Source organism: Marinobacter sp. MBR-105, assembly GCF_053628895.1.
This window is the reverse complement of sequence record NZ_JBRJHG010000013.1, coordinates 26,733-47,250: the sequence shown is the minus strand read 5'-3', so window position 1 is coordinate 47,250 and position 20,518 is coordinate 26,733. Positions and strand designations below refer to the sequence as shown.

Sequence of the window (20,518 nt, the reverse complement as noted above, 5' to 3'; positions counted from 1 at the left end):
TTAGCTGTGACCCGGGCCGCAGAGTTGACAAACATTTACATAGCGCAACCTACGCCCACAACATTAAACACTATAGACTCTACACAAGGACCATAAAGCCTCTGTATAACTCATAAATGGCAAAAATTCGCGCAGACGGATATCGCGATCAACAATTGGACAGACAGGCCGGAGCACCATGAACGACGAAAGCCAGAAAGAGAAACTCAGGCAGCATTTCGCCCGCCGTGTCACCACCCAGGCCCGGGTGGTGCTTGATACCTGGCAGAAAATCCGCGAAGACCGCAGTCAGGCGCCGGCCCACCGGGACGATCTGACTGCCGCAGCCGACAAACTCGTTCGTTATGCCCGGCGTTTCGAAATGGACAGCCACGCGGCTGCCGGCGAATTGATCCTGTCCCTGTTGACCGACTGGCATCAGGACACCCCCCTGGACGATGCCAAAGCCAAGGCACTGGAAGATGCCACCGAGAATCTGCGCCTATCCACCCAGCGTCGCACCGACCAGGACACCTCCAGCGCGCCCCAGCAGTATCGTCGAACGCCGGTTTATATCGCCCTGTCGAACGAAGAGATGGCCTCGCGACTGATCCGGCAACTGGAATTCTTCGGCTTTCGCGCTTCCGCCTTTAATGCGTCGGCAGACCTGATTGAGGCTTGTGCGCTCAGTAAACCGGAAACCATCCTGATGGACGTGAACTTCAGCGGCAAAGATAAAGATAATGCCGGCATAGCCACCGTTGAACAGCTGCAAGAACAACACGACACGCCGATTCCCATCATTTTCGTCAGCGACGAGGACGGAAGCATTGAAACCCGGTTACGGGCCTCACGCTGCGGCGGGGAGGAGTTCTTCTACCCGGCGGTGGACCCCGGCCAACTGATAGAAAAGATCGAAACCTATACCCACGGCAACACTGTCGAGCCCTACAAGGTTCTGGTCCTGGACGATTCCCGGGCCCAGGCCAAATACATGGAAACGGTGCTGAAAAAGGCCGGCATGACCGCCCACATCATCACCGACCCGATGCAGATTATTCATGCCCTGGAGGAGTTCTCACCGGAGATCATCATTCTGGACATGTACATGCCCGGCTGCACCGGCATGGAGATAGCCCGCGTCATCCGCCAGCAGGATCGCTTTCACAGTGTTCCCATTATTTACCTGTCGGCGGAAGAGGACGTCAGCAAACAGCTGCACGCCATGAGCCTGGGCGGTGACGACTTCCTGACCAAGCCCATCGATCCCAAGCACCTGATTGCGACCCTGCACAACCGGGGTCGGCGGGCCCGCTCACTGCTGGCACTGATGATCCGCGACAGCCTGACCGGCCTGTTTAATCACACCCACACCCTGCACCTGCTGGAGCAGGAAATCGTGCGTGCGCGCCAGAAAGATCAGCCCATGTGCTTTGCCATGATCGATATCGACTTCTTCAAGAAGGTAAACGACACCTTTGGCCACCCGATTGGCGACCGGATTCTGCGCAGCCTGTCCATGTTCCTGAAGCAACGTCTGCGCAAGACCGATCATATTGGCCGCTACGGTGGAGAAGAGTTCGCCATCATCCTGCCGAACACCCGCCCGGGCGATGCCCGCAATGTCCTCAACGAAATTCGTGAGCGCTTCTCCGAGCTGACCCAGCAGGCCGGCGACCGGGAATTCAATGTCACCTTCAGTTGCGGTATTGCCGACTGGCAGGGTGAAACCGCCCAGGCCCTGTGCGAGCGCGCAGACCGCGCCCTGTATACGTCCAAGGAGCACGGCCGCAACTGCGTGACCCTGGCCGAGACCTGACCTTCCGGGCCGGGCAATCGCCCGGCCCATGAAACCAATGTCGAATACCGACATTCACCGCCATGATCAACAATGATTGTCATCAACGAAATGTCATCGCGTGACAGCAGGTTGCTGTGTAACCTTTTCAGAGCAATGGACAACCGGCAGGATTGTCAAAAAGTGTTGATCTGGGGATAACAAGCACGCACCATTGGGGTAACGTGCCGTTATCTTCGGCGATCCTGTTCAAAATTCATCAAGGCAGACAGAACCATGTCGACCATTCTTGTGCTCCACGGCCCGAACCTCAATATGCTCGGCACCCGAGAGCCCGAGGTCTATGGCCACGAGACCCTGGCCGATATAGACGACCGCCTGCGCAGCAAGGCGGCTGAGAAAGGCCATCATCTGCTACACCTGCAATCAAACGCGGAATACGAATTGATAGAAAGAGTGCATGAAGCCAGGGCTGAAGGGGTGGATTTCATCATCATCAACCCCGCCGCCTTCACCCACACCAGCGTGGCCCTTCGGGATGCCATGCTGGCGTCGGGCATCCCCTTTATCGAAGTGCATCTTTCAAACGTGCATGCGCGGGAACCTTTCCGCCATCACTCCTATTTTTCAGATATCGCTGAAGGCGTTATCTGCGGGCTGGGCAGCCAGGGCTACGATCTCGCCCTGAAGGCGGCCCTGCAACGAATTCACCGATAGAACACAGAAACGGGACTGGAACAGTTATGGATATTCGCAAAATCAAGAAACTCATTGAGCTCCTTGAGGAATCAGACGTCGAAGAGCTGGAGATCCAGGAAGGCGACGACTCGGTTCGCATTTCCCGCCGTCGCGAACCCGCCGCCGGTGGACATTACGTTAGCCATTACGCGGCACCGGCCCCCCAGGCTGCCCCAGCTCCGGCACCTGCGGCTGAAGCCGCCCCGGCTGCGGAATCCTCAGCCCCGGCAGCGCCCTCCGGCCACGCCGTGAAATCCCCGATGGTTGGTACCTTCTACCGTGCGCCGTCCCCCACCGCCAGCTCCTTTGTTGAAGTGGGCCAGAAAGTTAACGTGGGCGACGTGATCTGCATCGTTGAAGCCATGAAGATGATGAACCAGATCGAAGCCGACAAGGCCGGTACCGTTACCGAAATCCTGGTCGAGAATGGCCAGCCGGTTGAGTTTGACCAGCCCCTGGTCGTCATTTCCTGAATTCGGTGATTGCTAACCATGGCCATGTTAGAAAAAGTTCTGATCGCAAACCGCGGTGAAATCGCCCTGCGTATTCTCCGTGCGTGCAAGGAGCTGGGCATCAAAACGGTGGCGGTACATTCCCAGGTAGACCGCGACCTGATGCACGTTCGCCTTGCCGACGAATCTGTCTGCATTGGCCCGAACAGTGCCACAGACAGCTACCTCAATATCCCGACCATCATCAGCGCCGCTGAAGTGACCGATTCCGTGGGCATTCACCCGGGTTACGGTTTCCTGGCCGAGAATGCCGATTTTGCCGAGCAGGTCGAGAAGAGCGGCTTCCGCTTTATCGGCCCCCGGGCAGAGACCATCCGCCTGATGGGTAACAAGGTGTCCGCCATCGAAGCCATGAAGAAGGCCGGCGTACCCACCGTTCCCGGCTCCGACGGCCCGCTGACGGACGACGACGAACGCACCCTCAAGCTGGCGAAACAGATTGGCTACCCGGTGATGATCAAGGCGGCCTCTGGTGGTGGTGGCCGAGGCATGCAGGTGGTGCACTCTGAAGCCGCCCTGCTGAAAGCAGTACAGATCACCCAGAGCGAAGCCAAGAATGCCTTCGGCGATCCCACCGTGTATCTGGAGAAGTTCCTGGAAACCCCACGCCACGTGGAAGTCCAGGTGCTGGCCGACATGCACGGCAACGTCATCCATCTGGGTGACCGGGACTGCTCCATGCAGCGCCGCAACCAGAAGGTCATTGAAGAAGCACCGGCACCGAACATCAACCAGGAATCCCGCGAGCGAACGCTCAAGGCGTGCGTGGATGCCTGCAAGGAAATCGGCTACGTCGGCGCCGGCACCTTCGAATTCCTGTATCAGGACGGCGAGTTCTACTTCATTGAAATGAACACGCGGGTACAGGTTGAGCATCCAGTCTCGGAGATGGTCACTGGTGTGGACATTGTGCGCGAGCAGCTGCGTATTGCCAGCGGTCTTCCACTGCAATACAGCCAGGACCAGATCCACATTTCCGGCCATGCCATTGAATGCCGGATCAACGCCGAAGACCCGAAAACCTTTGTGCCCAGCCCTGGCAAGATCAGCCATTTCCACGCTCCCGGCGGCAACGGCATCCGTGTGGATTCCCATCTGTACAGCGGCTACACCGTACCGCCGTACTACGATTCCCTGGTGGCCAAACTGATCACCTGGGGCGACGACCGGGAGATTGCCCGCCGGCGCATGAAGAACGCGCTGGACGAAATGCTGGTCGAGGGCATCAAGACCAACCAACCCCTGCATCGAAAACTGGTACGCGATGGTGGCTTTAAACAGGTAGACTTCACCATCCACTACCTCGAGAAACTGATGCGGGATTAACCATGCCCTGGATACAACTCCAGATTCCAGCTGATCCGGACACCGCGGATCAGCTGGAAGATCTGTTAATGGAAATGGGCGCCGATGCCGTTTCCATGGAAGACGCCGCCGACCAGCCGCTGTACGAGCCCGACCCGGGCACCACCCCCCTCTGGAGCCAGACCACAGTGACCGGCCTGTTCCAGTCTGACCGCAATATCGAACAGTTACTGGCAGACATTCGCGACGCCTGGCACCAGCAGACCCAGCAGTCTTTGGCCGATATTGACGTTACCCTGGTGGAAGACAAGGACTGGGAGCGGGCCTGGATGGACGACTTCCACCCGCTGCAGTTCGGTGAGCGCCTGTGGATTGTGCCCAGCTGGCACGAAGCGCCAGACCCGGACGCCGCCAACCTGCTGCTGGACCCGGGCCTCGCCTTTGGCACCGGCACCCACCCCACTACCGCCCTGTGCCTGGAGTGGCTCGACGGCCAGGATGTCGCCGGCAAGCAGGTAACCGACTACGGCTGTGGTTCCGGCATTCTGGGCCTGGCCGCGCTGCTGCTGGGTGCCGACCACGTGGTTGGTGTGGATACCGACCCGCAAGCCCTGGAAGCCAGCCGCGACAACGCCCGCCGGAACGGCGTGGAAGACAGCCGCCTGGACCTCTACCTGCCCGGACAGGATCCCGACACCCGGGCCGACATCATGCTCGCCAACATCCTGGCGCAGCCACTGATTGGCCTGGCGCCAAGGCTGGCCGAGCTGACCAGGCCCGGAGGCCATCTGGTACTGTCGGGCATTCTGTTCAACCAGGCGCGGGAGGTGATGGATGCCTACGAGCCGTGGTTCGTCATGGACGAGCCGGAACAGAAGGAAGACTGGATACGCCTCACAGGACGGCGCAAGGACGGATGACGACACAGGCGTTTATGTCTAAACTGCCTCCATCGTAGTGATCGACCAGAGATCGAGCTTTCAGGAACGAAGCATGACCCAGAGCAGCCTGCAGACCCAATGCCCCAACTGCGAGACCCGTTTCCGGGTAACAGATGAACAGCTGAGCGTCGCCAGGGGCAAGGTACGCTGCGGGAACTGCATGAAGATTTTCAATGCGGTCGAACATCAGGTGGTCTCCGGCAAGGATAAAGCCGGGACCAGCCAGCCACCCTCGAAATCCGCTCCTGAAACCGAAGCAGCAAAGCCCAGCCGGTTCGACGATGAAGAGGAACTGATCTTTGCGGACAACCCCGAGGAAGATGCCACCGAAGGCCGCTATGCCGGCAGCAAACTAACGTTCTCAGATGATGAGCTCAGCGACAGCTTCCGCAATTTCGACGAGCCCGAGGAATCCGGTTTCAGCGACGACGACCTGACGCCGGAAAACCAGAATATCGACGAGAGCTGGGCCGAGGCCATGCTCAACGACGACGAGCCCGCCAAGCCATCGGCTCAGCCAGAATCAGCGAAGCCTCAGCGTCCTGCCCAGCCGCAGCCCGAACCGGAACAGGCATCGCTTCAGACGCCCCCTGCTGCCGAAACACGGCCTGAGCCGCTTCGCCGTGATGACAGCGAGTCCGATGAAACAACCCTACCCGCCAAGGAGGCCACTTCAGCGGAGCCGTCCACGGAACCGGATATCACGGACCTCAGCCTGGCGGATGACGATCGCGTGGGCGACCCGATTGTCAGCCGTACCCGCGAGCAAGCGGCGCCAGACACCCTCTACCATGACCTGCGACGGGATCCTGTATCCGTCGGTAACGGCGGAGGCCGGCTCAGAACCGTATTCTGGGCACTGGCGGTGCTGTCCCTGTTGGGCGTACTGATTGCCCAGGTTACCTGGTACCAGTTTGACCGGCTTTCTGCCATCCCCCAGCTCCGACCGTTCTACGAGAAGGGCTGCGAGATTGCCGGATGCGAACTCAAGCCGCTGGTGAATGTCGAGGCTATCCAAAGCCGTAAACTGGTGGTTCGTACCGACCCGGAGAACCGGGATCAACTCATTGTCGATGCCGTGATTCTCAACCGCGCCGGCTTTGAGCAGCCGTTCCCGGCGATAGCTCTGACCTTCTCCAACCTCAATGGCGATGTGGTGGCCCAAAGCACCTTTACGCCAGAAGAGTACCTGGCCGGTGAGGCCGCAGAACTTGCCAGCATGCCGGTAGAGACGCCGGTGCGGATCGCCATCCGGATACGCGACCCAGGACGGGATGCCGTCAACTACAACCTGAGCTTTCGTCCCTGGGCGCCTTGATGCGAATCAATAGCCTTCGAGCCGACAGTTGACAGCGCAAAAGTCAACCAGAAAGCGCGAAAAATAATCAATTTTTTAACGCTTTCGCCCCTTCAATCAGCTTGCCCCCGGCGGTATCATTACCGCCCTTCGGAGACCGGAGCGGTCAGAAATTGAACAACCGCTCCAGCCGAATTTTGCTTAACCCGCTGTGACACGGACTCAGATCATGCTGCCAACGGCAAAAATCGGGCCGTACACCCTGCCCAACCCGCTGATTGTTGCACCCATGGCCGGTGTAACCGATCGCCCTTTCCGGCTTTTATGCCGACGAATGGGGGCCGGGCTGGCGGTATCGGAAATGGTCATAGCGGACAGCAAGCTCTGGCATACGCGTAAATCCCGGACTCGCCTGAATCACGAAGGCGAACCGGAACCCAGATCGGTCCAGATCGCCGGCGGCGACCCCGAGATGCTGGCCGACGCCGCCCGGCAAAACGCTGAATTCGGTGCTCAGATCATCGACATCAACATGGGATGTCCGGCCAAGAAAGTCTGCAACAAGGCCGCCGGTTCGGCCCTGATGAAAGATGAGAAGCTGGTGCGGGAAATTCTGGAAGCCGTGGTGAAGGCGGTAGATGTGCCGGTGACCCTGAAAATGCGAACCGGCTGGGACAGAGACAACCGCAATGCTCCGGTCATCGCCAGGATGGCGGAAGATGCCGGCATTCAGGCTCTGGCCGTACACGGCCGTACCCGCGCAGACAAATACAACGGCGACGCGGAGTACGACACCATCGCAGAGGTCAAGGCCAGCGTTGGCATTCCGGTGTTCGCCAACGGCGACATTACCACGCCGGAGAAGGCCCGGCAGGTACTCAGCCATACCGGTGCCGACGGCTTGCTGATTGGCCGGGGTGCCCAGGGCCGGCCCTGGATTTTCCGGGAGATTCTTCATTATCTGGAAACCGGAGAGCACCTGCCACAACCGCCCATGGATGAAGTGGAGCGGATTCTGGCCGGGCACCTGGAAGAACTGCACCGTTTCTACGGCGAATTGATGGGCGTGCGTATCGCCAGAAAACACGTGGGCTGGTATCTGCAGTCCCATGATGACAGCAAACAGTTCCGACAACGCTTCAACGCCATCGATGATGCGCTGGAGCAGAAAGACAGCATCGCACAGTATTTTGCAGGCTTACGAAATGGAGAGGTATTCGCAGCATGACCGCTGAGACTTTGGCAAATCAATCCCTAAGCACCCCGGCCAACGATGATCTGCATCAGTTGCACACGGTAAACCACAGCGGCAACAGCGTCACTCTGCGTGACAGCGTAGAAGTTGCCCTGAAGAACTACTTTGAGCAACTCGATGGCGCGCCGGTTACCGACGTGTACCAACTGGTACTGTCAGAAGTGGAAGCCCCGCTGCTGGAGCAGGTGATGAAATACACCCGCAACAACCAGACCAAAGCCTCCACCATGCTCGGGCTGAATCGCGGCACCCTGCGCAAGAAACTCAAGCAATACGGTCTGCTATAATCAGACCTGACCCCACAAGGGCCTCCCGGATGCGTTCGCGAGGCCCTTGTTATTTGCACCCAGGCTTACAATCCGGCTTATCTGACCAGCGAAGAAAGTGACCCATGGCAAACCAGGCAAACACCCCCGTCCGTCGCGCCCTGATCAGCGTGAGTGATAAAACCGGCATCGTCGATTTCGGCCGTGCCCTCACCGAACGCGGCGTCGAGCTGCTCTCCACCGGCGGCACCTTCCGCCTGCTCAAGGAAAACAACGTACCGGTCACCGAAGTGTCCGATTACACGGGTTTCCCGGAAATGATGGATGGCCGGGTGAAAACCCTGCACCCGAAAATCCACGGCGGCATTCTCGGCCGTCGTGGCACCGACGATGCCATCATGGCTGAGCACGGAATCAACCCCATCGACATAGTGGTGGTGAACCTGTACCCGTTCGAGGACACCGTGGCCAACCCGGACTGCGACCTGGCCACCGCCATTGAAAACATCGACATTGGCGGCCCTACCATGGTCCGTGCCGCCGCCAAGAACCACAACGATGTTGCCATTGTCGTGAACGCCTCCGACTACAGCCGTGTTCTGAAAGAGCTGGCGGACAACGACGGCGAGCTGACCTACAGCACGCGCTTCGACCTCGCCGTGAAGGCCTTCGAGCACACCGCCGGCTACGACTGTGCTATTGCCAACTATCTGGGCGGGCGTACCCCGGATAACGACAACGCCGACTTCCCCCGCACCTTCAATGCCCAGTTCGTGAAAGTTCAGGATATGCGCTATGGCGAAAACCCGCATCAGCGCGCTGCCTTCTACGCCGAGCGCCACCCGAAGGAAGCCTGTGTCGCCACCGCCAAACAGCTTCAGGGCAAGGAACTGAGCTACAACAACGTAGCCGACACCGATGCGGCGCTGGAGTGCGTCAAACCCTTCGCCGACCCGGCCTGCGTCATCGTCAAGCACGCCAATCCCTGTGGCGTGGCCATCGGTGCCGACATACTGCAGGCCTACGACCTGGCCTTTGCCACCGACCCGACGTCGGCCTTTGGCGGCATCATCGCCTTCAACCGTGAACTGGATGCGGCGACCGCCAAGGCCATTGTGGATCGCCAGTTCGTGGAAGTAATTATCGCCCCGAGCGTTGCGCCGGAAGCGGTCGAGATTGTTGCCGCCAAGAAGAACGTACGCCTGCTGGCCTGCGGCGAATTCGACGGTGAACGCGCCCAGACCATGGACTACAAGCGCGTCACCGGCGGCCTGCTGGTTCAGGATCGCGACCTGGGCATGGTGGCCATGGAAGACGTGAAAGTGGTCACCGAACGCCAGCCCACCGAACAGGAACTCAACGACCTGCTGTTCGCCTGGGAAGTGGCCAAGTACGTTAAATCCAACGCTATTGTCTATGCCAAAGCCGGCCGCACCATCGGCGTCGGCGCCGGCCAGATGAGCCGCGTCTACAGCGCCAAGATTGCAGGCATCAAAGCCGCCGACGAAAACCTGGAAGTGAAGGGTTCCGTCATGGCGTCGGATGCATTCTTCCCGTTCCGTGACGGCATCGACGCCGCGGCCGAAGCCGGCATTACCGCCGTGATTCAGCCCGGCGGCTCCATGCGCGACCAGGAAGTGATCGATGCCGCCAACGAGCATGGCATTGCCATGGTCTTCACCGGCATGCGCCATTTCCGTCACTGATCGAAGAACTCAGGAGTAACACATGAACATTCTGGTTATTGGCAGTGGCGGACGTGAGCACGCCCTGGCGTGGAAAGCCTCCCAGTCACCGCAAGCGGATAAAGTGTTTGTCGCACCGGGTAACGCCGGCACCGCCCGGGAACCGAATCTGGAAAACGTCGACCTGGATGTGATGGACCTGGATGGCCTGGCCAACTTTGCCGAGCAGAACAACGTTGGCCTGACCATCGTTGGCCCCGAAGCCCCGCTGGTCGCGGGCGTGGTCGACAAGTTTGAAGCTCGCGGCCTGCGCATCTTCGGCCCCAGCGCCGGCGCCGCCCAGCTGGAAGGCTCCAAGGCCTTCACCAAGGATTTCCTGGCCCGCCAGAAGATCCCCACCGCCGACTACGCCAACTTCACCGATGTCGACCAGGCCCTCGCCTACGTGCGTGAAAAGGGCGCGCCGATTGTGGTCAAGGCCGATGGCCTGGCCGCCGGTAAAGGCGTGATCGTCGCCATGACCCTGGAAGAAGCCGAAGATGCCATCCGCGACATGCTCGCAGGCAACGCCTTTGGCGATGCCGGCAGCCGCGTGGTGGTCGAAGAATTCCTCGACGGCGAAGAAGCCTCATTCATCGTTATGGTGGATGGCAAGAACGTTCTGGCCATGGCCACCTCGCAAGACCACAAACGCGTTGGCGACGGCGACACCGGCCCCAACACCGGCGGCATGGGTGCCTACTCACCGGCCCCGGTGGTCACGGCCGATGTGCACCAGCGCATCATGGAAGAAGTCATCTACCCCACCGTCAACGGCATGGCCGCCGAAGGCCACCCGTACAAAGGCTTCCTGTACGCCGGCCTGATGATCGATGCCAGCGGTGCGCCCAAGGTGATCGAATTCAACTGCCGCTTTGGCGATCCGGAAACCCAGCCGATCATGCTGCGCATGAAGTCGGATCTGGTGGAACTGTGCCAGGCGGCCGTGGACGGCAAGCTGGATGCGTGCGATTCCGAGTGGGATGAACGCGCCTCTGTCGGCATCGTACTCGCTGCCGGTGGCTATCCCGGCAGCTACGACAAGGGCGATGCCATCTCCGGCCTGCCGGACGGTGAAACAGAAGGTGAGAAGGTCTTCCACGCCGGCACCAAACTCAACGGCGACGACGTAGTCACTGCCGGGGGCCGCGTGCTCTGCGCTACCGCTCTGGGCAACACCGTCACCGAAGCCCAGCAACGGGCCTATGAGCTGGCAAAGAAAATCAGCTGGAACGGCATGTTCTACCGCAACGACATTGCCTACCGGGCCATTGCCCGGGAGCAGAGCTGAGGCTCCGGCTCGCCGAGTAACAGCGTCAGCCCGGTCATTGACCGGGCTTTTTTATGGGTTAGTGTTGGCATTCAATAATAGCCATAACGAAAAGGAGTTCCCTGTGCGCCGCACTCACCTGAAGCTGTTCCTGCTGCTGACCGTTACCCTGCTGGTCAGCGCCTGCTCCCGCCAGAGCATCTACGAAAACGCCATAGGCTGGGAACGCTCAAGCGCCGGTCTGGAGGCCGCGCAAGTCACCGTTGGCGATCTGGACATTGCCTACCTTCGCAGCGAAGAACCGGTCGATGGCGACACCCTGGTTCTGATTCACGGCTTCGGCGCAAACAAGGATAACTGGACCCGTCTGGCCAAAGAGTTCCAGGGTGAGTTCAACATCTATGCCCTCGATCTGCCAGGCCATGGCGACAGCAGTAAACCCCTGGACATCGGCTACCGTTTTGAGGATCAGGTAGATTACGTCCACCAGATACTGAAGGAGCTCGGGGTGGAACGCTTCCACATGATGGGCAACTCCATGGGCGGCGCCATCACTGCCCTCTACGCTGCCACCCATCCAGAACAGGTTCACACAGCCGTACTGTTCGACCCTGCCGGTATCTTCGAATATGAAAGTGAGCTGGTGGACCTGGTCATGGATGGCGACAACCCGCTCATCCCGAAACGGGAAGGCGATTTCGACCGCCTGCTGGACTTCGCTCTGGAAAAACGCCCTTTCGTGCCCTGGCCGATCTTTGACGTGATGGAAGAAAAGGCCATCGCCAACCGGGAAGTCAACGAAGTCATTTTCCGGGCCATCCGAGACACCGGCTTTGAGCCGGATTTCCGCAACGCCATCACCAACATCCAGGCGCCGGTTCTGGTGGTCTGGGGCAAACTCGACCGGGTAATTGACTATCGCAATGCCGATGTCTTTGTTGAGGCTATCCCGAACGCGCGCAAGGCCATTCTCGATGATATCGGCCACGCGCCAATGGTGGAGGCGCCGGAGGAATCGGCAGCCCTGTTCCGGGACTTTCTTGCCGACCGGCAACCCTGAAACCAATCGCCACTACAGCTAGGCCCGAAAAAAAGGTAGGCTTCAGAGCTTTGGATTCCGTCGTCAGAAGATTCGCCCATGCCTGAAGCCATCTGGATAAGTTTTGCCTTTGTTATCGGCCTTCTCGTCAAGGGAATCGGTTTGCCTCCGCTGGTGGGCTATCTGGCCGCCGGCTTTGTGCTCAGCGGCCTCAGCGCTACTACCAGCATCACTGCAGAGCCCACCGATGTACTGGCCCACATTGCCCATCTTGGCGTTTTGCTGCTCTTGTTTACAGTCGGCCTGAAGCTGAAGCTACGCTCCATTGTCAGCCCAGAAGTCATCGGCGGCAGTCTGCTCCACTTTGCGATTACCTGTGTGGTGTTTGCCCCCGGCCTCTACCTGCTGTTTGATCTGGACTGGAGCACGGCCCTGATGCTGGCGATCGCCCTGTCCTTTTCCAGCACCGTACTGGCCGCCAAGGTGCTGGAAAGCAAACGGGAACTCAGAGCCTTCCACGGCAGGGTCGCCATTGGCATATTGATCATGCAGGATCTGATTGCACTGGTGGTGATGAGCCTTTCGGCCGGCAAGACCCCTTCCGAGTGGGCGCTGATCGTCTTTGGTCTGCCCCTGCTCCGCCCCCTGCTTTACCGGCTGATGGATGCCAGCGGCCATGACGAACTGCTGGTGCTGCTGGGATTACTGCTGGCCCTGGTGGTCGGTGGCCTGGGTTTCGAGGCGGTGGGCCTGAGTTCGGAACTGGGCGCCCTGGTGTTCGGCGCCATGCTGGCCAACCATCCCCGTTCCCAGGAACTGGCCAAGTCCCTTTGGAGCGTGAAAGAAATCTTCCTGGTCGGTTTTTTCCTGCAGATCGGCATTGGCGGCCTGCCGGACCAGCTAGCCCTGATCTTTGCGGCCGTCGCCGCCTTGCTCTTGCCACTCAAAGGCATCCTGTTCTACTTCCTGCTGCTGGCTTTCCGCCTGCGGGCTCGCAGTAGCTTCCTCACCTCGCTGTCACTCACAAACTACAGTGAATTCGGGCTCATTGTCGCCAGTGTTGCCCTGCCAGAATGGCTGGTTCCGCTGGCGATATCGGTTTCCCTGTCGTTTGTATTTTCGGCGCCGCTCAACCGGTTTTCCCACAGTATTTACGAGCATGTTGCCCACAAGCTGGTTCGTTTCGAGAGTCAGAAACGTCATCCTGATGAGCAACCTATCTCGCTGGGTACTACACGGGTTCTGGTGATGGGCATGGGGCGAACAGGCACTGCGGCTTACGATTGGCTTGCGCCCCATGAAACGCGAATCATGGGGATCGACTCAGACCCTGCCAAAACCGAGAAACACCAGAAAGATGGGCGCAATGTCGTCTTTGCAGACGCCGAAGACACCACCTTTTGGGAAGGTCTGCACATGCCGGAACTCAACTCGGTGGTACTGGCAATGAGTGACATCGAAGGCAAGCTTATCGCCGCGCGGATGCTGCGCAAGCTCGGCTTCGAGGGCTATATCGTGGCGCACACCATGTATGCCGATGAAGCCGTAAAAATTCGCGAAGCCGGCGCCAATGATGCCTACCTCACGATGAGTGAGACCGGCGTGGCCCTGGCAAGTCACCTTATGGACAAATCAGGAATTCAGGCGGCGCAGGTGCGGAACCCGGTGTAAACATCACTGCGAAACGGCAGATACGCCTGCCGGTAGGTGCCACGGATCAGGTTGGATGAGGTGGCACAGCTGCCGCCCTTGGTGACTTTGTGCGTGGCAAACTGCAGGGTCGACATGAATGGGTACATATCTACCTTGAAGCCGTCATAGGGCAGGAACTCGTTGCTGGTCCATTCCCACACCGAGCCAACCATCTGCCGGCAGCCAAACGGGCTATCGCCGGCCGGGTAATCCGATACCGGGTTGCGAGCCATGGTCCGGGCATTCATATCCGCCCGCACAGCATCCGGTGACTCATTACCCCACGGAAAACGCCGAAAAGGCCTACCCGGTTTATTGCCCAGCGCCGCCACTTCCCATTCATACTCGGTCGGCAACCGCCTCCCGGCCCAGGTACAGAAGGCTTCCGCCTCCCAGTAGCTGACATGGGTAACCGGAGCGTCTGGCTGCAACGGCAGCCAGCGGTCGAACACCCGTACCTGCCACTGTTCGTCATGCCACCGCCAATACTGCGGATGTCGGGGCAGCCGCATCATTGGCTCGCCAACCCCATGGACCAGGCTGACGTCCTGCTCCGATTCCAGCCACTTGCGGCCGCCGAACGACCAGAGTTCGGGACGCCTGTAACCATCATCGTCTACAAACGCCTGGAATTCTCCGTTGCTCACCAGCGTGCGACTGATGGCAAACGCCGGCAGCTCTACCTCAAAACGGGGCTTCTCGGCATCAAAGGCAAAGTCTTCGGTCGCGTACTGTTGCGACTCACCGGGCATGCCAATAACCCAGCGACCGGCCGGGATCTGCACATCACCGCTGATCGACTCGCCCGGAGCAGGCCGATCACCTTTGTAATCCAAAGGCGCCGGATAGCCGACTGTCTGCCGACACCAGATGAGCGACTCGATGTGCATGTTCTGGTGATAAATGGCGTAGCGGTAGAGATACAGCTCCTGGTCGCTCAGCTCCCCACCCTTGATGCGTTCGGCAACCCGGTCGTAGATGGTGTTGAAATACTTGAGAGTTTCCTCCCTGCCCGGAAACAGATCCCGACTCCAGCGATCTTTGTGATCGACATGGAATGAATCCCAAAGGTCATCCATGGAGGGATCGTAGCTCGGTGTTCCGTCCAACAGGTTGAAGACAAAGACCTCGTAGAAAAACGCTGAGTGGCCCATTTCCCAGAGTGGCGGATTCACCCCCGGATGATACGGGACCTCGAGCTTGTCTTCCGGTAACGACACAATCAGGCTCTCGGTGCGGACGCGAGCCTGTTCCAGTTCATCCAGAAGCTCTTTTTTGTTCATGGTTAGACCTTATCTCTCTCAGCCTGAAACCTCGGTGCAGGAGCAAGTTCCGAGAGGCTTTCCAAAAAGCGCTCCTGCCGGCACATCCATGTGTCGCTTATGTTCCGCCATCCATGGCTCCACAAATTTTTGGAAAGCCTCTCGGAACTTGCTCTTCATACGCCTTAGATAGACGAGAGTATCAAACAAAAAACCGCCGCCGGTAGTCACCGACGACGGTTATCTCTTTATGACGACGATAGCCTGCCCCGATTCAGCTCACTCGCAAGTGGCAAGCAGGGCGCAAAAACTGCGATCAGGCGGCTTTGCGTTTGCGCCGCCAGTCCGCCAGGTCTTCGATCAGCTTGTAGAACAAGGGCACGAAGAACAGGGCCAGGGTACTGGCCACCAGCATGCCGCCAACCACCACGGTACCGATTTCCTGCCGGCTCACGGCACCCGCGCCGGTACTGAATGCCAGCGGCAAAGAACCCACGATGAACGTCAGCGCGGTCATCATGATCGCCCGGAAGCGCTGGCGGGCTGCGGTGCTGGCCGCCTCAAACGAGCTCATGCCCGTTTGCCGGTTCTGGGCGGCGAACTCAACGATCAGAATCGCGTTTTTCGCCGCCAGGCCAATCAGCACCAGCAACCCTACCTGGAAGTAGATGTCGTTGGGGAAGCCACGCAACAGCGAGGCCAGTGCTGCCCCGAATACCCCGAAGGGTACCGCGGTAGCCACTGCCACCGGCAGACCCCAGCGCTCGTATTGGGCGGCGAGGATCAGAAACACCAGTAGCAGCCCCATGCCAAAGGCGAGGGTGCCGGAGTCCGCAGAGTCCTGCAGCTGATAGGCTTCACCGGTCCAACCCAGCAACGTGTTTCGGTCAAACTGCTGATTGGCAACTTCCTGCAGCGCGGTCAGGGCTTCGCCCGTGGTGTGGCCCGGCGTCGGGTCCGCAAGCAGTTTGGCCGCGGGGTAGACGTTAAAGCGGTTCAGGATGTCCGGTCCGCTCACCCGCTCCAGCTCCACGAGTGAGCTCAGGGGAATCATCTCCCCATAGGAGGAACGCACAAACACCTTGCGCAGGTCATCCGGGTGGCTTCGGAATTCGCCTTCAGACTGCAGTGTCACCTGCCAGTTCCGCCCCTGCAGGGTAAAGTCGTTCACATACAGGCCGCCAAACGTGCTCTGCATGGTGGTGAATATCTGATCAACCGGCACACCTGCCGCCTGGGCTTTTTCCCGGTCAACAATCGCCTGATAGCGGGGAATGCCGGTATCCAGGGTCACCCGGACGTTGGTCAGTTCCGGGCGCTGGTTGGCAGCCTGAGTGAACCGGTCCGCCATCGCCTTGATCTCGGCTGGTGTGCGGCCACCACGGGCCTGGATGTAACCTTCCACACCGCCGGTGGTCGACAGCCCCTGGATCGGTGGCGGGGTAAAGGCAATGACAAAGGCTTCGGGCATACCAAACCCGATACCCATAATCTTGTTGGCAATATCGGCCGCGCCCTGGCCTTCGCCTTCTCGCTCAGCCCAGTCCTCCAGCGTTACGAACGCGACACCGCTGTTGGTGCGCAAGGCACTGGAAATAATGTCAAAACCGGCAAAGGCGACAACGTCTTTCACCTCAGGCAGCTGCAGCATGTTCTGCGCCAGCTCGTCCCGGGTGGCTTCGGTGCGGCTGAGAGATGAGGTGGCCGGCAATGAATAAGCCGTCAGCACAAAGCCCTGGTCCTCCTGGGGGACCAGCCCGGACGGCATCTTGTTGAGCAGGAAAACGGTGCCACCGATCATGGCTGCGAACAGCAGTACGCCGATCACGGCGTGGCGCAGTAGCCAGTCCACAACCGCCGAAAAACCGTTGGTGAGCTTGTCGAAACCGGCATCGAACCAGCGGAATACGGTGAGCTGTTTGCCTTCATGGCCGAGCAACAGGGCGCACATGGCAGGCGTCAGCGTCAGGGCGACGACACCGGAGATCACCACAGATACCGCAATGGTGATAGCAAACTGCCGATAGAGTTCACCACTGAGCCCACCCAGGAACGCAACCGGTGCAAACACCGCCACCAGCACCAGCGTGGACGCCACCACGGCCCCGGATACCTGGCTAACCGTAGTCACGGCGGCATTGTAAGGCGACATGCCCTCTTCCTTGATCAGCCGTTCTGCGTTTTCCATGATGATAATGGCGTTATCCACCACCACACCGATGGCCAGTATCAAGCCAAACAGGGTCAGCAGGTTGACCGAGAACCCCATGGCCTGCATGCCGGCAAAGGTGCCCACCAGGGACACCGGAATGGCGATCAACGGAATCAGCGTGGCGTTGAAATGCTGCAGGAACAGGAAGGTCACCACAACCACCAGCAGCACCGCCACGATGAAGGTGGAGATCACCTCCTGAATGGAGATATCAATGAAGCGGGTGGTGTCGTAGGGTACATTGTATTCGAGGCCTTCCGGGAAACGGTCGGCAATTTCCTTCATGGCTTCGTTCACCGCTTCCGCAGCATCCAGTGCATTGGCGCCCGGCTGCAGATACACACCCATCGGCACCGTGGCTCCGCCGTTATAGATGGCGGCGAAATCATAGTTCTGGGCGCCCAGCTCTATCCGTGCCACATCTTTCAGGCGCAACGACGCGCCCTGATCATCACTGCGAAGAATCACTTCGCCAAATTCTTCCGGGCTGGTGAGCCGGCCCGGAGCGGACACGCTGAAGGTGAACGCCTGGCCTTCCGGCGCCGGCTCTGCCCCGATCCGGCCAGCTGCAAACTGGGCATTCTGGGCCCGAAGGGCGCCAGCCACATCCGCCGGTGTCAGCTCGAACTGGGCCAGTTTGTCCGGGCGCAGCCAGATACGCATGGAGTAATCCTGGGCGCCAAACAAAGAGGCGTCCCCGATGCCGGGCAGGCGCACCAGCTCATCCAGCACGTTCAGCAACGCGTAGTTGGAAATCTCCACCACATCCATGGAGTTGTCCGGTGAGGACAGGGTAATCACCTGCAGGATTGAGGTGGAACGGGATTCCACCTTCAGACCCTGGTCCCGGACGGTCTGAGGCAACCGGGCCAAAGCCTGCTGCACACGGTTGTTGACGTTGATCGTAGCCTGGTCCGGATCGGTGCCGATTTCAAACGACACCGTCACCCGAAAGCTGCCGGAGTCGGTCGCACTGGATTCCATGTAGATCATGTCGTCCACGCCGTTGATTTCCTGCTCAAGCGGCGCCACCACCGAATCGGAAATCACATCGGCACTGGCTCCCGGGAAGCGGCCGTCCACCACCACCTGAGGCGGCACCACGTTGGGGTACTGTTCTACCGGCAAACCCAGCAGGGCCAGCGCACCACCAAGGGTAATGATGATCGAGATAACCGAGGCGAAAATCGGCCGGTCGATGAATGTTCGCAGCATCAGTTGGCCTCCTGCGGGCTATCCGGATTCGTGACGTTAACGGCGGCGCCATCACGGAGGTTCACCAGACCACTGACAATATAACGATCGCCCGCATCCAGGCCGCTCAGGAGGATCTGCCGGCCATCACTCACCGGCCCAAGCTCCACCTCCCGGACCCGGGCTTTGCTGTCGTCATCAACCACATAGACCACAGGGCCATGCTGCCCCTGGGTTACCGCCCTCTCGGGCACGGTTATCACATCGTCAAAACTCTGCAGTTCCACCCGCACCCGGACAAACTGCCCCGGTACAATCACTTGCTCCGGATTCGGGAACACAGCTCGGGCGGACACCGTGCCGGTGCGGGGGTCGAGGGTTGAAGCGGTAAAGTCGATGCGTCCATCCAGGTCGTATTCGCTGCCGTCCGCCAGAACCAGGCGCGCCGAGACATTCTGTTCCTGATCTGCCCGTACCATGCCCTCACGGGCAGCACGGCGAATGTTGGCGTCGTTTTCCGGAAGCGCAAAGCGAACGTGAACGGGATCGAGCTGAACAATGGTGGTCAGCAAGGTGCCGGTATCGATCAGGCTACCCTCCGGAAAATCCTCCAGACTGGTCACGCCGCTGATCGGCGCCGTGACATCGGTGTAGCCGAGATCCAGTTCAGCCTGGGCCACGCCGGCGTTGGCCACCGCCAGGTTGGCCCGGGCCAGTTCCAATGCAGACTGCGCCGAGTCCCGATCCCGTTCACTGACGGCGTTACGCTCAAACAAGGAGGAAATACGGTTCCATTCCCGCTCCGCTTGCTGAACATCCGCCTCGGCAACCTGGCGCTGGGCCCGGGCTCGCTGCAGTGCCGCCGCTGCGGGCTTGCGATCTATGCGGAACAAGGCATCACCTTCCCGCACCATCTGGCCTTCTTCGTATAGCCGCTGTTCCAGAATGCCACTGATGCGAGCCCGGACTTCCACCTCCCGGGCACCCCGGGCACGGCCGGCGTAATCCTGCCTCACCGTGACATCGGCCAGCGTCGCCTGTTGCACCACAACCGCCGCCGGAGGCATGCCGCCCGCGCCCGCCTGCTGACCCTCGCCATCCTCACTGCTGCACCCCGCCAACACCAACAGCGCAGATAAACCAGAGAAAATCAGTCCCTTACGGGCACTAGGGCGATGATACATTTCAAGGGGCATGGCGCGGTCTCCTGAACACCGAAACAGATCGTGTCATCAATAATAAATTTGTGTCCGGGCAAACCAGCCCGGAATGGTAATCGGAAAGATCAGGCAAGATACATTCATCCATGTATGTATGTAAACTGCTTTCCGGTATACTTACGTAGTTCCACGCAGGCGGTTCATACCCTGACGGGGCCGGACAACACCCGGCGCAACACACCACCGGAAGACTCCATCATGGCGAGAAAGACCAAAGCCGAGGCGGAAGCCACCCGCGAATCCCTTCTTGATGCCGCCGAAAGCGTATTCATGGAGAAAGGCGTCGCCCGGGCATCGCTGGAAGAAATCGCCCGTACCGCCGGTGTTACCCGGGGCGCGGTGTACTGGCATTTCCGCAACAAGCAGGACATCCTGGATGCCATGCTGGAGCGCGTTCGCGCGCCCCTGGGCGAAATGCTTGATGAAGCGGCCACCAGCCAGGACAGCCTGACCAACCTGAAGCATCTCTGCATTATAGCGCTCAGCAAGCTGGCCGAAGACGAACGGTACTTCCGGGTGTACTACATCCTGTTCCATCGCAACGAATCTGATCAGGCCCTGAACAAACATCGGGAGCTTGCGGAAGAGGGCATTGCCTTTGTTACTGACATTTTGCGCCCCCCCGAAAACGCGAAAAAACTGCGCCCCGGCCTGAGCCCGGAACTGGCGGGCTATCTGGTGCATACCCAGATGCTGGGACTGTTCTTCGACTGGCTGGCCAAACCTGAACGCCTGCCTCTGGCGGAGGTTGCGCCGGTGCTGGTCGAAACCGTTTTCAGCGGTCTGCTGGGTGAGCCCGAAGCCTGAGGCCCGG

At 59.6% G+C, this 20,518-nt stretch carries 16 protein-coding genes; 13 read left to right on the top strand and 3 right to left on the bottom strand.

Annotated features, from left to right (window positions below; all coding sequences use genetic code 11):
• Window positions 1-178 precede the first annotated feature (178 nt).
• The 12 genes from ACSSVV_RS15005 to ACSSVV_RS14950 all read left to right on the top strand — a co-directional run bounded on the left by ACSSVV_RS15005 (window position 179) and on the right by ACSSVV_RS14950 (window position 13,795).
• A complete protein-coding gene (locus tag ACSSVV_RS15005; RefSeq protein ID WP_011786854.1) occupies window positions 179-1,798 on the top strand; it encodes a diguanylate cyclase in 1,620 nt (539 codons plus the stop codon).
• Window positions 1,799-2,053: 255 nt separating this feature from the next.
• Entirely contained in the window at window positions 2,054-2,494 is a 441-nt protein-coding gene (aroQ, locus tag ACSSVV_RS15000; RefSeq protein ID WP_011786855.1) for a type II 3-dehydroquinate dehydratase, read from the top strand.
• 26 nt (window positions 2,495-2,520) lie between these two features.
• Window positions 2,521-2,988 (top strand): acetyl-CoA carboxylase biotin carboxyl carrier protein, encoded by a 468-nt coding sequence (gene accB, locus ACSSVV_RS14995; RefSeq protein WP_011786856.1) that lies wholly within the window; start codon window positions 2,521-2,523, stop codon window positions 2,986-2,988.
• Between the two features lie 24 nt (window positions 2,989-3,012).
• Window positions 3,013-4,353: an acetyl-CoA carboxylase biotin carboxylase subunit gene (gene accC, locus ACSSVV_RS14990; protein ID WP_227499547.1), complete on the top strand. Its 1,341-nt coding sequence runs from the start codon at window positions 3,013-3,015 to the stop codon at window positions 4,351-4,353.
• 2 nt (window positions 4,354-4,355) lie between these two features.
• Window positions 4,356-5,252 carry a 50S ribosomal protein L11 methyltransferase gene (gene prmA, locus ACSSVV_RS14985; protein WP_011786858.1) on the top strand — a complete coding sequence of 299 codons (897 nt, stop codon included), beginning with the start codon at window positions 4,356-4,358 and terminating at the stop codon, window positions 5,250-5,252.
• 73 nt (window positions 5,253-5,325) lie between these two features.
• The gene (locus tag ACSSVV_RS14980) at window positions 5,326-6,591 is read left to right on the top strand and encodes a DUF3426 domain-containing protein (RefSeq protein ID WP_011786859.1); all 1,266 of its coding nucleotides are present in this window, start codon (window positions 5,326-5,328) and stop codon (window positions 6,589-6,591) included.
• Between the two features lie 208 nt (window positions 6,592-6,799).
• Window positions 6,800-7,798 carry a tRNA dihydrouridine synthase DusB gene (dusB, locus tag ACSSVV_RS14975; RefSeq protein ID WP_011786860.1) on the top strand — a complete coding sequence of 333 codons (999 nt, stop codon included), beginning with the start codon at window positions 6,800-6,802 and terminating at the stop codon, window positions 7,796-7,798.
• Window positions 7,795-8,112, top strand: coding sequence for a DNA-binding transcriptional regulator Fis (gene fis / locus ACSSVV_RS14970; protein ID WP_011786861.1), 318 nt, complete (start codon window positions 7,795-7,797; stop codon window positions 8,110-8,112). The genes dusB and fis overlap by 4 nt, the downstream gene beginning before the upstream one ends.
• A 104-nt stretch (window positions 8,113-8,216) precedes the next feature.
• The gene (gene purH / locus ACSSVV_RS14965) at window positions 8,217-9,797 is read left to right on the top strand and encodes a bifunctional phosphoribosylaminoimidazolecarboxamide formyltransferase/IMP cyclohydrolase (RefSeq protein ID WP_011786862.1); all 1,581 of its coding nucleotides are present in this window, start codon (window positions 8,217-8,219) and stop codon (window positions 9,795-9,797) included.
• Between the two features lie 22 nt (window positions 9,798-9,819).
• The gene (purD, locus tag ACSSVV_RS14960; protein WP_454106477.1) at window positions 9,820-11,106 is read left to right on the top strand and encodes a phosphoribosylamine--glycine ligase; all 1,287 of its coding nucleotides are present in this window, start codon (window positions 9,820-9,822) and stop codon (window positions 11,104-11,106) included.
• 103 nt (window positions 11,107-11,209) lie between these two features.
• On the top strand, window positions 11,210-12,145 hold the full coding sequence (locus tag ACSSVV_RS14955) for an alpha/beta fold hydrolase (RefSeq protein ID WP_023009583.1): 936 nt from the start codon (window positions 11,210-11,212) through the stop codon (window positions 12,143-12,145).
• Window positions 12,146-12,223: 78 nt separating this feature from the next.
• Entirely contained in the window at window positions 12,224-13,795 is a 1,572-nt protein-coding gene (locus ACSSVV_RS14950) for a cation:proton antiporter family protein (protein WP_011786865.1), read from the top strand.
• Here the strand turns inward: ACSSVV_RS14950 and senA are convergent.
• From senA to ACSSVV_RS14935, 3 genes are all read right to left on the bottom strand, one after another.
• Window positions 13,765-15,099: a selenoneine synthase SenA gene (senA, locus tag ACSSVV_RS14945; RefSeq protein ID WP_454106476.1), complete on the bottom strand. Its 1,335-nt coding sequence runs from the start codon at window positions 15,097-15,099 to the stop codon at window positions 13,765-13,767. The two genes, ACSSVV_RS14950 and senA, sit on opposite strands and share 31 nt — an antisense overlap.
• Window positions 15,100-15,394: 295 nt before the next feature.
• On the bottom strand, window positions 15,395-18,505 hold the full coding sequence (locus ACSSVV_RS14940) for an efflux RND transporter permease subunit (protein ID WP_222448638.1): 3,111 nt from the start codon (window positions 18,503-18,505) through the stop codon (window positions 15,395-15,397).
• Window positions 18,505-19,680, bottom strand: coding sequence for an efflux RND transporter periplasmic adaptor subunit (locus ACSSVV_RS14935; protein WP_454106475.1), 1,176 nt, complete (start codon window positions 19,678-19,680; stop codon window positions 18,505-18,507). The genes ACSSVV_RS14940 and ACSSVV_RS14935 overlap by 1 nt, the downstream gene beginning before the upstream one ends.
• A gap of 222 nt (window positions 19,681-19,902) precedes the next feature.
• Here ACSSVV_RS14935 and ACSSVV_RS14930 point away from each other — a divergent pair, with 222 nt between their 5' ends.
• Entirely contained in the window at window positions 19,903-20,511 is a 609-nt protein-coding gene (locus ACSSVV_RS14930; RefSeq protein WP_041657054.1) for a TetR family transcriptional regulator, read from the top strand.
• Window positions 20,512-20,518 lie beyond the last annotated feature (7 nt).